General features: G+C 40.5%; 12 protein-coding genes. 5 read left to right on the top strand and 7 right to left on the bottom strand.

Annotation, left to right across the window (positions count from 1 at the left end; genetic code table 11):
- Positions 1–565: 565 nt before the first annotated feature.
- The 7 genes from QGN23_RS13870 to QGN23_RS13840 all read right to left on the bottom strand — a co-directional run bounded on the left by QGN23_RS13870 (position 566) and on the right by QGN23_RS13840 (position 6,232).
- Positions 566–1,144, bottom strand: coding sequence for a YceI family protein (locus QGN23_RS13870; RefSeq protein WP_282904837.1), 579 nt, complete (start codon positions 1,142–1,144; stop codon positions 566–568).
- Positions 1,145–1,194: 50 nt separating this feature from the next.
- On the bottom strand, positions 1,195–1,857 hold the full coding sequence (locus QGN23_RS13865; protein WP_282904836.1) for an NADPH-dependent FMN reductase: 663 nt from the start codon (positions 1,855–1,857) through the stop codon (positions 1,195–1,197).
- 16 nt (positions 1,858–1,873) lie between these two features.
- Positions 1,874–2,482: an ester cyclase gene (locus QGN23_RS13860; protein ID WP_282904835.1), complete on the bottom strand. Its 609-nt coding sequence runs from the start codon at positions 2,480–2,482 to the stop codon at positions 1,874–1,876.
- Between the two features lie 104 nt (positions 2,483–2,586).
- Positions 2,587–3,417, bottom strand: coding sequence for a helix-turn-helix transcriptional regulator (locus tag QGN23_RS13855; protein ID WP_282904834.1), 831 nt, complete (start codon positions 3,415–3,417; stop codon positions 2,587–2,589).
- A gap of 178 nt (positions 3,418–3,595) precedes the next feature.
- On the bottom strand, positions 3,596–4,540 hold the full coding sequence (locus QGN23_RS13850; protein ID WP_282904833.1) for an NAD-dependent epimerase/dehydratase family protein: 945 nt from the start codon (positions 4,538–4,540) through the stop codon (positions 3,596–3,598).
- 76 nt (positions 4,541–4,616) lie between these two features.
- Positions 4,617–5,147 carry a MepB family protein gene (locus QGN23_RS13845; RefSeq protein ID WP_282904832.1) on the bottom strand — a complete coding sequence of 177 codons (531 nt, stop codon included), beginning with the start codon at positions 5,145–5,147 and terminating at the stop codon, positions 4,617–4,619.
- 50 nt (positions 5,148–5,197) lie between these two features.
- Positions 5,198–6,232, bottom strand: coding sequence for an alpha/beta hydrolase (locus QGN23_RS13840; protein ID WP_282904831.1), 1,035 nt, complete (start codon positions 6,230–6,232; stop codon positions 5,198–5,200).
- A 771-nt stretch (positions 6,233–7,003) separates the two neighbouring features.
- Here QGN23_RS13840 and QGN23_RS13835 point away from each other — a divergent pair.
- From QGN23_RS13835 to QGN23_RS13815, 5 genes are all read left to right on the top strand, one after another.
- On the top strand, positions 7,004–7,771 hold the full coding sequence (locus QGN23_RS13835) for a sulfite exporter TauE/SafE family protein (protein WP_282904830.1): 768 nt from the start codon (positions 7,004–7,006) through the stop codon (positions 7,769–7,771).
- A gap of 817 nt (positions 7,772–8,588) precedes the next feature.
- The gene (locus tag QGN23_RS13830) at positions 8,589–10,844 is read left to right on the top strand and encodes a heparinase II/III domain-containing protein (protein ID WP_282904829.1); all 2,256 of its coding nucleotides are present in this window, start codon (positions 8,589–8,591) and stop codon (positions 10,842–10,844) included.
- Between the two features lie 20 nt (positions 10,845–10,864).
- Positions 10,865–11,215: a cupin domain-containing protein gene (locus tag QGN23_RS13825; protein ID WP_282904828.1), complete on the top strand. Its 351-nt coding sequence runs from the start codon at positions 10,865–10,867 to the stop codon at positions 11,213–11,215.
- Positions 11,216–11,362: 147 nt separating this feature from the next.
- A complete protein-coding gene (locus tag QGN23_RS13820; RefSeq protein ID WP_282904827.1) occupies positions 11,363–14,245 on the top strand; it encodes a SusC/RagA family TonB-linked outer membrane protein in 2,883 nt (960 codons plus the stop codon).
- A 10-nt stretch (positions 14,246–14,255) separates the two neighbouring features.
- Entirely contained in the window at positions 14,256–15,689 is a 1,434-nt protein-coding gene (locus QGN23_RS13815) for a RagB/SusD family nutrient uptake outer membrane protein (RefSeq protein ID WP_282904826.1), read from the top strand.
- Positions 15,690–15,755: the final 66 nt, after the last annotated feature.

Here is a 15,755-nt window from a genome sequence, read left to right as displayed (position 1 = left end):
TCTGGTATTCAGTTTTGAAAATTTAACACACTTATTAAATTTTCATAGGGCTCACCGAAGCCACGTACAAGGTGATTTCAGCTCCGCTCAATCACCAGGAAGCAAGAATCGAACAAAAAAAGGATTGGTCTTTAGCGGGAAAGTGACCCCACTGTAAAAGTGTTTCTACACGCGCTTTCCCCTAAGGCGATCCGAAGGATAATGTGCTGATGTGTTGATTTGGCAATGTGCTGATGTGGTAATGTGATGTGATAATGTGCTGATGTGATAATTCTGGATCACCCAGCATCCAACGCCTACAACCAGCATCTAAAAAAAATATTCTGTGTGGAAAACGTCACGGATTACAAAGCCGCGCCTTTAGGTCTTACTTAGAAAATTTATAATTATGAACAGAAAATTGAGTGATGTAACCGGGATAAGGAATTACATTGAGTTTTATGTCCTAAAAATATTGAACCGATTAGAAAGGTTAATCGGCTCAAACATTTGAAATATTTTTCAGTGACGATGGAATGTAATTAAAAAAAAGAAGCCTGCGTTTTGAAAACAGACTTCTTCATTTTTACTGTCTGATGAATTCGCCATCCATCTTAATCATCACATCATTGCTGATATCAAATGGGTCAGCAGGGCCAACCTTAAAGTCACTGCGGTTGATAGTGCCCATGATCTGGAAGCCAGCCTTCGTTTTTTTCGACATGGCATCTACATGGGTTCCGCGGTACCACATATCCAGTGTAACAGTTTTGGTTACACCATGAATGGTAAGGTCGCCAATAATCTTAAACCGGTCTTTCATTCCGGTGGTATTGATCACTGAGGTCGATTTGAACGTCATCACCGGATATTTGGCTACCTCAAAAAAGTGCGGACTTCTTAAATCATCATCTCTCATTTTTACTTCTGTATTTACAGAGGCCATATCAGCAGAAAGTGTAAAGACTGCATCACTGAAATCAGCCTTAGAGGTAACAATGCCGATGTCAAATTTTTGAAACAATCCAAAAACAGATGAAAACCCCTGATGGGTTACGGTAAATGTTAATTTAGAATGCCAGGGATCATCTTTCCAGGTGGTTGTTTGGGCAGATAAAAAATTGACCGAAACAAGAAGGGTCAAAATAAAAAATAGTTTTTTCATGGGTAATAGAATTTAAGAGTTATAAGATCGACGGTTGAATTTTTAAGGCTTTATTCTACCCGTTCAGTAGCGGGATCTGGTTTTTCACCTAAAAATTCTATCCATGCTTTTTTCATCCATGGATAATGTTTGGCCGCTTCTACAAGTTGTATGAAGGCAAGAAGATTGGTTTCAAACCGTTTCGCCAATGTTTCGTCTGCAATATTTCCTTCCGGGGTAAATGCATTGTGGGCCGTTGCCAATGAAAACATGGCCGAAAAAACATCAGCACCAAGTCTCACCAACGGGGTTCTTAAAGACCAAAGCCCCTGATTACCGCCGCCCATCGATGGTGAAGCCGACATTAATAGTACATGGCGCTCATTGAAAGGCTGTGGACGGAATCGTGAAACCCAGTCAATGGAATTTTTCAGAATACCGGGCATACTGCCATTATATTCGGGCGATGCAATAATAAAAGCATCATTATCCAAAATGCGTTTTCTGAATTCTTCTGCTCCGGAAGGGTGAAAATCATTAACTTCGAAATCCTGGTTGAAATAAGGACATTCAAAGTCACTTATATTGGCATAATCTGCCTTGCCTCCATTTTTATCAATAACCTCTGTCGCCAATTTTGCCAACCGTGTATTGAGCGAATCATTTCTGAGTGACGCTGAAAAAACAAGAATGCGTATGGGTTCTTGCTGGCCGTGTTGAAGATTCTCATTCATCTGTATTGAAATTTAATTATTTCGCCAGGCCAATCTGTTTCATAAACGACTGATTATCCCAGAAAAGATGCTCTTCGGTCATTTTTCCGTCTGGTCCCCAATGCGCTATGGTCGCCATTGATAATTTAAATTTTTTATTGGTTGGCGGGATCGTTTTTCCGTTTCCTATGGGCATAGGTTTAGAAAAAGTGCCTTCCATTTCGCCGATCACGCAGGTCCAGTCATCGCTGCCAAATTTTACCGGATGTTTTTTAATTTTGGTGTCGGGGGCAAATACAAACTGACCTTTAATAAGATCAATATGTTGTGGGTATAATCCTGTAGAGGTGCTGCCGTCGGGATAATATACTTTGATGTTGTTGGTATGGTTATGGGTAAATTTGTCCCATTTCTGGTTGCTGTAAAAGTCAAAATCCAGAGAGTCAAATTTAGCGAGCCGCATCTCTGTAAGTTCTTTATCCTTCCTGAAATTTTTGAGCTCTTTTTGCAGCGAATCAATTTGAGCCTGCAGGTTCGCAGGATTGCCGCTGTTTTTAGTTTTGGTGCAGCCTCTTGCAAAAATGAGAATGGATATCATGATCAGCAGAACTGCAAATGCCTGAATGGTTGCTGTTAATTTTTTCATTTCTTTGTGAATAAATGTTTTTGAACGCCAATTGATTAGCGAATGTAAAGTTCATTTTATTCAGAAGATGAAGGGTAACACTTTTAGGAAATAGTGTTGTGAAATCAGGAAATAAGCTTCTTCATTTCATCGCGGAATTCGGACGGAGTTTGGCCGGATTTCTTTTTAAATACACTGGTAAAGTACCCTTTTTCGTTGAAACCTAATTCAAAACCTATTTCCGCAATCGTTTTGTCTGAATTGATTAACAGGTTTTTTGCCTCAATGAGTTTTCTTGCTTCTATGGTTTCCGTTACGGTTTGGTGAAGTATTTTTTCGCAAATTAAGTTCAGATTTCTTGCAGACATCGACAGTTTTTCTGCATAAAAGGCAACTCCTTCGTGGCGGTGAAAATTTTCTTCAAGTAATTCTAAAAATTTTTTGAAAACAGTACTCTGTTTTTTTTGTTTTTCCATTTCACCTGCTTCTGCTTTCTTGCTTTCAGATTCCATGACCAAGAGTAACGCGCAGAGTAAATGTCGGATAACGCCTAAATTCGGGATAGGCTGCTGCATTTCAGTAAACATCATTTCAGTAAGTGCCACCATTCTGTCAAAACCGATTCCGTGCTGTATCATCATATTCGCCCGGTTATGATAACAGGAATAAAGCTGAAAAGTGGTTTCCGGAATAAACTCACTTTTGAAACGCAGCACCCACCATTTGCAGAGGCCTTCCTTCTGTGTTGGAAGCAAACGGTGAAGTTTCCCCTTCGTAATAAAACTTACGAAGGGAGCATCCAGTGCGGTCGTTTTATAATCAATAAAATGTTCGGTATTACCTTCTATCCCAATAACCAGCTCTTCAAAATCATGTTGACAGAGATGTGCCGGAAAAGCTTCTTTTTTATGGATTTCTTCTTCAGTTAACTGAAAAATAGAGAAAGGCTGAACCATCTTTGTGTTGCTTTCTAAGTTAAAGATTTGCCGAATTGCGGATGAAGACTTTTGTATAAAGGACTAATATTTAACAAGGAATAAAGTTAATCATTTTTTCAGCACTGCTTATTATCCCATGCCGTATCTTAACACAGCGAAAACTTAAAACAGGAAAACAGACGCTCCAAGTTACGGCTCAGCGTTGAAGGCCTTTTGAAGTCTTTAAATTTTCAACCAGCATTCTGATACCATCTTTAGGCGCTGTTGCAGTAATGCCAAACCGTTTTTCAAATTTACTGCTGTCGAAGATATAATCCTGTTCATATTGGTAATTCATTTCCGGAAGCTCTTTCATGACAGGCATAAACAATCCGAGTATTCGGATCAGCCAGACAGGTACGGTCTGAATTTTAGCTTCTACCTTCAGTTCGTCAGCAACTAACTGAATCCACTGCCGGTTCGTTAGTTTTTCTTTTGTTGTAGGCACATGCCATACCTGGTTATAGGCATCATTTGTGTTTCCCAATAGTGCAGTTGCCTCAGCAGCATCCGGGGTAAACGTATAGGTATGAACTTTGTCGGGATCGCCCAATGCCTGTGCCTTTTTTCCTTTTAAAAGCTGATCAACAACCATCATATTCAAAGCACTGTTTTTATTATCCGGACCGTAGAAATCAGCTGATCTTGCGATAAGTGCTGTAAGGCTGCCTTTCTCTACTTCATTCATAATCATCTCATGTAGCTGTTGCCTTACTGCCCCTTTTTTACTCGGCGCATGGATGGGAGATGCCTCAGTCATCAAAGGTATTGCCGATCGATTGTACATATATACATTATCAAAGAAGACCAATTTGGCATGATGCTTTTTACAGGCATTAATTACTTCTTTCATAAATGGCGGCCATATATTCTGCCATACGCTAAGCTTATATTCGAAGCCGATAACAACATACACTGTTTCGCTCCCGGCTACTGCTTTGTCGATTTGAGACAGATCATTGACATCGATGGGAAAAAGCTCATCAGTTTCATTCACCTTTTTTGGGGTTCTGCTTACCAGACGAATGTGATCCGTATATTTCTTTAATGCTTTCGCCAACGGTATTCCGATAGCTCCTCCAGATCCAATGATTGTCTGCATATTGATGGTTTAAAAAGTTATTTTGATGAATAGTATGACTTGCCTGCCCCCCAAATATAAGGATTATGGTAATAGTTTATATGATTGGATTATCAGTGTCAAACAATTTTCTCAGCAGGTCAGGACCGGCAGAGTTGCCGTTTTTAATGGTGAAGAAATATTTGGTCTGCCAACTTTGAGTTTTTTCTGCCTGTCTACTGGTCGTAATGTCCCACGACGGATAAACTCTAATTCCGCGTTTTCCGCCTTTTCCGTTTTGTGAGATTATTCCTTTGTCAGCCAAAACTGATTTTGGAAAAATAAACTGTCCAATATTATGGTCACTTTTTGAAGTGATTATTATAAAATCAATATCGTCTAAAATGTCAAATGGTTCGGTTACTCCATTCTTGTTCCGTTTCCAGACCGTTACAAACTGCCCTGTTTTTTTCGGGGTAATTTTAGAAACTCTATATTCAACCTTCTTCCCGTTGAGTTCAAATGAACAGGCACTGTATTCAACACTTTCTGAATGTAGTTTAAGGTTTGTCAACTCAAAACCACACTGGTCATCAATCAATTGTTTCACCACTTTCAGGTTGGAATAAAGCAGGTTTTCGGTTTTCATCATTTAGTTGTTCGCTTCTGTTTGGAGTTGCACTGTAATGACCGATAAGTTTACGGATTGGCAGTTAAAAAATCTTTAATGGTATTGATATATAATTCGGGATGCTCTGCGAAAATTTGGTGCCCTGCATTGGGTACTAATTTGAATTTATTATTACTGAAAAGGTCAAGATACTCTTTCGTGTACCCCCAGTCAATGTTGTCATACTGCCCTTTCATTACCAAAACTGAAATTTTACTGTTTTTTAGTTTTATTCTGGGATCTTTTAAACTGCCATAACTGACACTTGTATTCAAATTACAGTAGCCACCTGCGCCTCCTTCTTCTGGCAAAGCATTAGCAGGATCGTAAACATGACTTTTCGTAAACACGTTAGCCATACTGGTTAGAAAACCATCAACCTCTCTGTCGGAAGCAAGTTTTTTTCCGAAAAATCTTGACCAAATTCCTATGGAAACATATCTTGGATTCAGTACAATTGAAAGTACTTTTGCGTTTGGACTTTCCGTATCTTTTAAATTTAAGCTGTCGGGTGCTTTCATTTTCTCTAACGAGGTATTGGCTGGTTTTATCGCGCCCGGACAGGTAAAAACAATCTTATCTACTTTATCTGAATGGTCAGCAGCATATAAAACGGCTAATGATCCACCCCAGGACTGACCTACAAGAATTACCTTTTCTGCACCTATCTTTCTTATAATTTCTTCAAGATCTTTTACATGCCTTAAAGCAGTATATTCATTAACCTTCTCCAGTCTTTCCGAAAGTCCGCAACCTATCTGATCATATAGATATACATCATACCCAGATTCAGAAAGTGCTCCTAGTGTTTCAATATTTTTAGTATACACATATCCGCCTGGTCCGCCGTGCAGATAAATAATTGGATATGGTTTTTTTATTCCTTTGCCTTCAATGTGGGTATAGGCAATTTTTGAGCCTGTAGGCAAATTCCAATATTGCGTTGTTGCACGGGGTTTAATATATGGTACTTCCAACTTTGCTGCGATACATCCTTTAAATATGAATAACGCAAGGCAAATAAGGGTTAACCATTTTGTAATTTTGAGTAGTTTTTTTTTCATAGTTTTCTTTTAATATTTGTTTCTGATGATCTAATTATTGCTTATTTCGCTTGCCGGAACTGTGATATTACATCTGATATTTCACTGCCATACACAGTTGCGGCTCAGGGAACGAGTTGTCCCCATTGATTAAGACAAAAGATCATCGGGAAAAATTCCTGTCTTTTGGTGTCAGTGTTTAATGATTTTAAAGGGGTCAGCGTTGAGTGGTTTTGAATCTTTATGAACGGTAATCAAAGCATCGTTTTGCACTCTTAATTTCGGTCTGCGAAAAACCTCCGAAAACAATTCTGTAGCGATGACAATTAAACAGCAAAAGTCCGCAATTGGTGCTGAATTTTTATTTGAACGCATTTTTTGGAAGATATAATGGAGCCATGGTGGTCTTTTACTATCTGTCAGATAAATTCCACTTTCGTTACATGAAGTTATTGGGCTTCCCGCTTTTATCATGTGTGAAGCTGACCTACTAAATAGGTGAAGCCCGAATTTCAGATTATTCCTCCGCCTAGAGCCAGAGAAATAAGGATCAGCAGACAGGCAACAACAGTTTGTAAAAAGCTCAGGGTTACCTTTTTTAGCAGCCTGTTTCCAATATAGGCTCCCAGAATTCCGGAGATGGTGATGACTGCCCTCCTCTTTTCTGCCTCGGCAAAATAACCGGCCGCCACCCATTAACATCTGTAACCACAAGGATAAAAACCCAAAGGAAGGCAAGGCCACCATTAGATTTTCGCTTTTAAAACTTACCTTTGCAAAAAATGTAAACTGTTGGAAACAGAACTGTTATTTTATCTCTGCGGCGCGGCATTCTGTGCCGGATTTATTGATGCCATCGTTGGGGGTGGCGGACTCATTCAGACTCCTTTGGCTTTGGTTTTTTTACCGCATCTCCCCGTTTCTACGGTAATCGGAACCCTTAAAATTCCCGCTTTCAGCGGTACGGCTATCGCGACGAGCCAATACCTCAAAAATGTAAAAATCAACTGGAAGCTTTTGGGCATCATGGCGCTTATTGCATTTCTTTCTGCATTTTTAGGATCACAGCTTTTAACGGTCGTCAGCAACGATTTCATCAAACCCGTCCTGCTGTTCATCCTGATCGCTCTGGCTGTTTACACGCTTTTCAAAAAAGACTTCGGACAGGCAAAAGAAAAGCAGATTCCCTGGCATACCGCCGTCATCAACGGATGTATCGTGAGTGTTGCAGTGGGGTTTTATGATGGTTTCATCGGTCCCGGAGCAGGCACGTTTTTTATTCTTGGTTTCGTCACCCTCTTAGGCATGGATTTCCTTCATGCCAATACCAACGCCAAACTGATTAACCTTGCCACCAATGCAGGCTCTATTTCGCTGTTCTTACTGAAAGGAAAAATCATCTGGGCCATTGCGCTTCCCATGGCGGTATGTAACGCACTGGGCGGTTTTGTGGGCGCCAAACTGGCGATTAAAAGAGGCAACCGGTTTATCCGCTATGTGTTTATCCTGGTCATCTTTCTGTCGATCGGCAGATTCGGGTATGAGGTGATGTTTAAATAGCTTTTGCCCTTACTTCCAGCATCAATCATCCCAGCACCTATAAGCAATGAATAATCAGTAAGGAGAACAACCAAATCTTTAAAACCATGGTCGGAGGTCACATAGGAATTTTCACGATAAGGTAATGGAGATCGATTTTATGAGAGGCAGCCATCTTCTGGAACTCCTTCAGCTTGGCGCGGTCGGTGGCCGCATTCACTTATCGTTTGAAATGAATTCAAAACATAATCCGCCGGGGAATGAAAGATTCTGCTTCCAGTCTTGCAGACATCAGTAAGAAAATGATTGAAAAATATTTCATAAGCATGGGAACGTTGAAATTATAATAAAGTATTAATAATTTCTCGCTGATCTTCCTTTACTTTAGGATTTAAAAAAAACATTGTCCTTTGCCAAACAAATAATTCGATGCTGAGAAATATAAATAGTGGTTCCCACCGACCACCGTAAATTGTTTCTTCAAATTATCGTTCCGCATTTGGCTCGCATTATCTTATAGCTGTGTAGAAACTCGTTCATATCCTATAAACATATTTGTGATTGAGATTTGGCCCTATTCTACAAAACGATTAATATTTGTGCACACAAAATAATTTTGCGATTTGTTACTGCGACCCGAAAATTCTGAAGTTGCGTTTCATTACAAAAAACTCACCTAATTGAACCTTGCGCCCAGAAAATAGTTTTAGATTTTTATAATACACTGTAGGCCAAAAAATAAATTCAGTACTTGTTGACAACGTCAAACTAAAACACTACATTTGGTAAACCAATTTGGTAAACCAATAATAAAAATGAGATCAAAAATCTTGAAATTATGGCTATAAGTAAAATTCAAAATATTTTCGGCTTCTTTTTTTTGTTTCTATTCGTACAAAATGTTTTTGCACAAGAACATCCATCGTTAATTTTAACAAAGAAAGCGGTTTTAGATATCCGTTCGCAATTAGGACAAGTTCCTCTTTTTGACCAAACATTAGCAACAGTTAAAGCGGAAGTTGATTCTGAAATTCTGCACGGAATAGACGTTCCAATCCCAAAAGATTATTCCGGCGGTTACACGCACGAACGTCATAAGAAGAATTTTTTCATCATGCAGAAAGCGGGCGTCCTGTATCAGATAACAGAAGAAGAAAAATACGCTGAGTATGTAAAAGATATGCTTCTGCAATATGCGGAAATGTACCCTACCCTACCGCTGCACCCTCAAACAAGATCTTATACGCGCGGAAAACTGTTCTGGCAGTGTCTGAATGATGCCAATTGGCTGGTGTATACCAGTCAGGCCTATGACTGTATCTATGACTATTTAAGTAAAGAGGAAAGAAAAAAATTAGAAACCGATCTTTTCAGACCTTTTGCTGATTTTATTTCGGTACAGAATCCACACTTTTTTAACAGGGTTCACAATCACAGTACATGGGGCACGGTTGCCGTCGGAATGATCGGTTTGGTAATGAAAGACCATAAACTGATCAAAAGATCGTTATACGGAATAAAACATGACGGTATAAAACCCGGAGACCGGGACAACGATGGTGGCTTAATCAAAAAACCCGGCGGGAAATCCGGGTTTCTGGCCAATATTGACGAACCGTTTTCTCCCGACGGGTATTTTACAGAAGGTCCTTACTACCAGAGATATGCGATGTATCCTTATCTGATTTACGCTGAAGCCCTGCATAACTTAAAACCGGATCTTAAAATATTTAAATACAAAAACGGCGTTTTACTTAATTCCGTCAATACCCTATTGAATCTGACAGACACCGATGGAGAATTTTTCCCGTTAAACGATGGGCAGAAAGGAATGTCCTACTTTTCCAGAGAATTGGTTTTCGCGGTCGATGCCGCGTACTATTATGGCGGAAAACGTCCGGACCTGCTTTCCATTGCACAGAAGCAGGGTGAAGTTACTCTTGATGAAGCAGGTTTTACGGTCGCAAAAGCAATCAGAGACGGACTGGCGGCGCCCATTGTACAGAAATCCGTGGAATATACGGATGGACCGGATGGAAAACAGGGCGGAATTGGAATATTAAGATCTAAAGGCGCTAAAGACCCGCTGACTTTGGTAATGAAATATACCGCTCAGGGCTCCAGCCACGGTCATTATGACAAATTATCGTTTTCCTATTACGAAGGGGCCAATGAAATTTTTCAGGACTATGGCCTGGTAAGATTTGTAAATATTGAGCAGAAAGGCGGCGGTAATTATTTGAAAGAAAATTCCTCCTGGGCAAAACAGACCATCGCGCATAACACGGTGACCCAAAATGAAACCTCCCATTTTGGCGGCGATTTCGATATCGCCACCAATCACCATTCCGAAAAATATGTATTTGATGATTCAGATCCCAATATCCAGATCGTAAGCGCAAAGGAACATAACGCGTATCCCGGAACGGATATGCAAAGGGTGATGGCCTTAATAAAGGACGGAAATTTTGAAAACCCTTTTCTTTTAGATCTTATAAAAATAAATTCGGACAAAGAAAACCAATATGATCTGCCTTATTATTATTCCGGCCAGATCATATCCACCAACTTTAAATATGAAACGCCAAAAATATTAGCTCCATTAGGGACTGGAAACGGTTATCAGCATTTATGGAAAACCGCGGAGGGGAACCAACCCGGCGGAAACGCGAAGTTTTCCTGGTTTAATAAGAACCGGTTTTATACGCTTTCCTCCATTGTTACCCCAGCCGACCAACTGATATTGACGAAACTTGGCGCGGCTGATCCGAACTTTAATCTCAGAAATGATCCTGGATTCATGATCCGGAAAACGGACACGAAGGACGCTTACTTTATTTCAGTGACCGAGTCTCACGGTAACTATGATCCGGTGACGGAAATTGCGCGTAATTCTTTCAGCAATATCAAAAATCTCAAAGTACTGTATAGCGATGAGTCGCTGATCGCGGTAAGTATTGAACCTGTAAAAGGTGACCCAATGGTATTCCTTTTCTGTTTCGATGATCCCTCAAAAGAAAGTAAACACGAAATAAAAATAAACGGTAAGGAGTACCAATGGACAGGTCCTTATCAATTAATAAAAAATAATTAAAATAATTAAAACAATAGATTATGGAAAGTTTTGGAGCAAGCGAAGAGTTTTTGTTAGACGGAAACCAGGAATGGGAAAAAGTGAACGAAGGTGTTCAACGGAAAATAATGGGTTATGACGATAAGATCATGCTGGTCAAAGTAAAATTTGATGAGGGCGGAATCGGCTATGAACATTCCCATTACCACTCCCAGACCACTTATGTAGCCAGTGGAGAGTTTGAGTTTATGATCGGCGGCGTAACAAAAACGGTAAAAGAAGGAGATTCAGTTTATATGCCTCCTCACGTTCCCCACGGCGCGACGTGTACAAAAGCAGGGATTTTAATCGATGTATTCAGCCCGATCCGCGAGGATTTTATGGTGAAATAGCCCATGTTTTTATTATTAAATAAGGTAATGAAGCAATTATTTTGAATATCTTTTAAATAGTTGTTAAAAAGCTTTCATAATTCAAAAATTAGATCTATTTTTGGTTTACCAGTTTGGTTCACCAGATTGTAATTAAATGATCATCTTATGAATAACAAAATTCCAGTAGCGGTAGTATTCCTATTTGTCGGCACCCTTCTTTCAGCACAGTCTAAAAAATCTGATACGATTTTAAAGGAGCAGAAAATAGATGAAATAATCATGGTGGGTTATGGAACCCAGAAAAAAAGCCATCTTACAGGTTCAATTTCCAAAGTCGAGAACAAGACTTTAGACCAGATCGCGGTATCCCGTGTCGATGATGCTTTAGTGGGACAGGTTTCAGGTGTCAATGTACAGTCAACTGAAGGTGAAGCCGGTTCCGCGCCGACCATCAGAATCAGGGGAACAGGTTCCATCTCGGGTTCATCGGATCCGTTAATCGTGGTGGATGGTCTGGTAGTCGACAATGATTACCTGGGATCTTTGGACATGAATAATGTTGCTTCCTTTGAAGTGCTTAAAGATGCGGCTTCTGCCGCAATCTATGGTTCAAGAGGTGGAAACGGCGTTATCATGATTACGACCAAGCAGGGTAAATCAGGAAAGACCAAATTTTCTTACAATACTTTTACAGGGGTAAAGAAAGCATTTCACAGCGACGCGTATACGTTCTCGACCGCAGAAACGGCGGCCAGAGAAATGGCTGAGACCGGCAAGATTTCGGACCGCACCAAGTACATGCTGTTACTGAATACCAATACCAACTGGCAGGATGTTGTTTTTGACGGCGGAACTATTGAAAACCACAGTATCAGTGCGAAAGGGGGAAATCAGGACACCAAATTCAACTTCTCTCTCGGATATCTTCATGATGAAGGCGTCCTCATTACTGACGATTATAAAAAATATAATTTTACCGCGAAAGTGGATACCAAGGTCGGTCAGAAAATAAAAATGGGATTTAATTTTTCTCCTTCGTATACCAACAGAAGAAGATTTGACGGATCCGTTTATGACGCTTTACGTCAGGCACCGTGGTTACCGGTGTACATCGACGCGGACAATATCCAATTTGTCAACAGACTGAGAGATAACGGCAGATACGCGAATGTAAAAATTGGTGATTACGCGTGGGAAAGAATGTTTGATAATTACAGTTTAGTCACAGGAATGCCGGTGGCCACTGGCGGCACGAGTATCAGTGATACCTCGAACAACAACCCTGTCGCCAAGATCCTTGAAAAAAACAGAACTGAAAAGAAATTTAAAGTGTATGGAAGTATGTACGGACAGTATGATATTACCAAAAATTTAAATTTCCGAACTGTTTTCTCGGCAGATTTCCAGAATACCGCCGCAAGAAGATATCAGGGTATTTTATCAGGCAATATCGGTCCTTCGGACGCGCAGTTAGATCTGGGTTCGGAGAACAGAATACACCTAGCCAATGATAATTACTTATCCTACAGCAAAGATTTTGGCAAAAGTGACCTGAGTGCTGTTTTGGGTGTTTCCGCGGAAAGCTGGGACACGGTGGGAGACGAAACTTCCGCGGCCGGCTACACCTCTGATATTCTACAAACGCTTGATGCCGGGACCGTCTTTTTAGGGAAAAGATCGTATTCCTACAAGCAGACTTTATTTTCTTATTTCGCAAGAGTCAACTATGCCTATGACAATAAATATTTAGCTTCATTCAGCGTAAGAAGAGACGGAAGTTCCATTTTTGGTTTAGATCAGAAATACGGCTATTTCCCTGCGGGCTCCCTTGGATGGGTAGTGAGTAAGGAAGACTTCCTGAGCGGCAACAGTGTTTTAAATAATTTAAAACTGAGAGTAAGCTACGGGTTTACAGGTAATAAAGATTTAAGAATAGGTGGAAATAACGGCTACCTGACAGAAAACTATCCTTCATTATCTCTTCTGTCCACTTCTTCCTCTGTGGTCAATAATACAGTGGTCAATGCCTATAATCCTATTAACATTGCCAATCCGTTCCTGCAGTGGGAACGTAACGCGGAAGTAAATCTGGGGTTTGACTATGGCCTGTTTAGAAATATCATCAGTGGTTCAGTGGACTTTTACAGAAGAGACAGTGACCAGCTTTTATTAAATAATCCGGTTTCGGGGACTACAGGATTCTCCAACGCTTTAGCCAATCTTGGAAAAGTAAGAAATTCCGGAGTGGAGTTAGAGATCCGGACAAAAAATATTGCCAAACAGGATTTCAGATGGACCAGTACCATTCTTGCATCACAGAACATCAACGAATTACTTAATTTTGGAGACTCCAACGGACTGATCCAGAGCGTCGATGACAAGAGAGCCTCAGAATGGATCAACTTGATTGGAAACCCAATTTCATCCTTCTATGGGTGGGTAGTAGACAGAGAAATCCCAAAAGAATATATTACCAATCCTTACTTTCCTGTCGGCGGACAGGCACAGGATGTCTATGTTAAAGATTTAAACGGCGATGGACTTATCGATGATGAAGATAAAACCATTTTAGGAAATCCTTATCCAAAACTGGTATGGAGTTTTACCAATGATTTTGAGATTGGCAACTTTAACGTCAGTTTTATGTTTCAGGGAAGTCAGGGAGGACAGGTAAGAAATATTGCCGATCAGTATTTGTTCAATCACTTCAACAGTGCCCAGGACTACATTATCGCAACAACCCCGGACCAGGGCTTTATTAAAGAAAAAATCTTTACCAACGCCATCATTCAGGATGCGTCCTATATTTCGTGGAGAAATTTAAATATTGGTTATAATCTCTCTAAAACCACATTGGCGAAATTAGGGGTGATTAATTCTGCGAAGATCTATGCTACTGCCCAAAACCTGCTTTATATCAAAGCAAAAGGATATACCGGTTTTAATCCCGAATCCATAGACAATACATCAGCGACTACGTATGGGTATCAGAGAGGTGGTTCTCCAGCATTCAGAACGGTATCTTTAGGTCTTAATTTAGAATTTTAAAATAAAAGTAATGAAAAAATCAACAATACTTTCAGCGTTTATATTGGTATTTCTGACCACCGCGTCATGCAGTCGTGATTTTTTAAATCCTGAACCGGAATCGGCTATTAACGCGGATAATTATTATCAGAACGAATCGCAGTTGCTGGCGGGGGTGCTCAATATGTATGACGGAATACAGGGCGCAAATGCCCTCGAAGGTGATTTAAATGCCAACCAGGGAGTTCAGTTTGAATTTTACCTGACAGAAATGCGCAGCGATAATACCAGAACGAAAAGCAGCGAAGGTGAAGCGGCGCAGTTTGAAAATTATACCATCTCCGCGACCAATGGGATCGTCTCTGATTACTATTTAAGTTATTACAATATTATTTTCAGAGCGAATACCGTCCTGGAACATTTGGATGTGGCCTCGGACAAAACCCGTGCTAAATATGAAGGGGAAGCAAAATTTGTAAGAGCTTATGCCTATTTCAACTTAGTGAGGCTGTTTGGAGATATTCCGTTTGTAGATCATGTACTGTCCATTGATGATAAACCAACCCAGTTTACAAGAGTACCCCAGGCACAGGTTTACGATTTAATAGTAAGCGACCTGAAAACAGCGGTGGCCTCATTGGATAACACCCACAAAAACAGAGCTTCAAAGGCAGCGGCACAGGCACTCCTGGCCAAAGTGTATTTAACCCTGCGCACCAACTACACGGAAGCCCAGCAGTTATGTGAGGCGGTAATGGCCAGTAATTATTCATTAATGCCGAATTTCAAAGACGTATTTTTTACCGAAAACAATAAGGAAGTAATTTTCTCAATTGGCTTTGTACCGGATAATATATTAGACAGCCAGGGGTTCTCCGCAGAATGGCTGAATTCAGTAGGAAGATCAAGCGGTGTGAATTATGTGACCAATGAGGCGGCGGCGGCTCTGGATTTGGCAGGAGGAAACCGAACGGCGTATTCATACAGAATAGATCCGGCACAGCCTTCCCAAAAACAGGTGGTCAAATATTTACCTGTGGCAGACGCAAGTCTTGGCATACCCGCCACATCAGTTAATCCACGCACTGCAGGGAATGACTGGATCGTTTTACGTTTATCAGATGTTTTACTGATGCATGTAGAAGCGATCATGGCAGGAAACAGCAGTACCACAGCTCCAGCCGCGTTGAATTCTTTCAGATTGGTACGCGAAAGAGCCGGGCTGTCTGCTGATGCCGACGGAGATATTACCCGTCAGGAACTGCTGGACGAAAGAAGGGTAGAATTAGCTTTCGAAAATCACCGCTTCTTCGATTTAGTGCGTTTTGGGCAGGCTCAAACTGTTTTATCCGCTTATTCAGCGGCCAATAACTATGCGTTTACAGGGACTGACCTGCTGCTGCCAATTCCTCAGAGAGAAATTAACATTAGCGGAGGTTTGCTGAAACAGAACCCAGGCTATTAAAAAGAATTTTAGGTTATAAATTCTAATAAAGCTGTTAAATCGCTACCAGCCAGTAACTATAGCACA

The sequence above is a fragment of the Chryseobacterium gotjawalense genome, from assembly GCF_030012525.1.
GTDB classification, from domain to species: domain Bacteria; phylum Bacteroidota; class Bacteroidia; order Flavobacteriales; family Weeksellaceae; genus Kaistella; species Kaistella gotjawalense.
The sequence above is the reverse complement of the archived record's forward strand: the minus strand, read 5'-3'. Positions and strand labels throughout refer to the sequence as shown.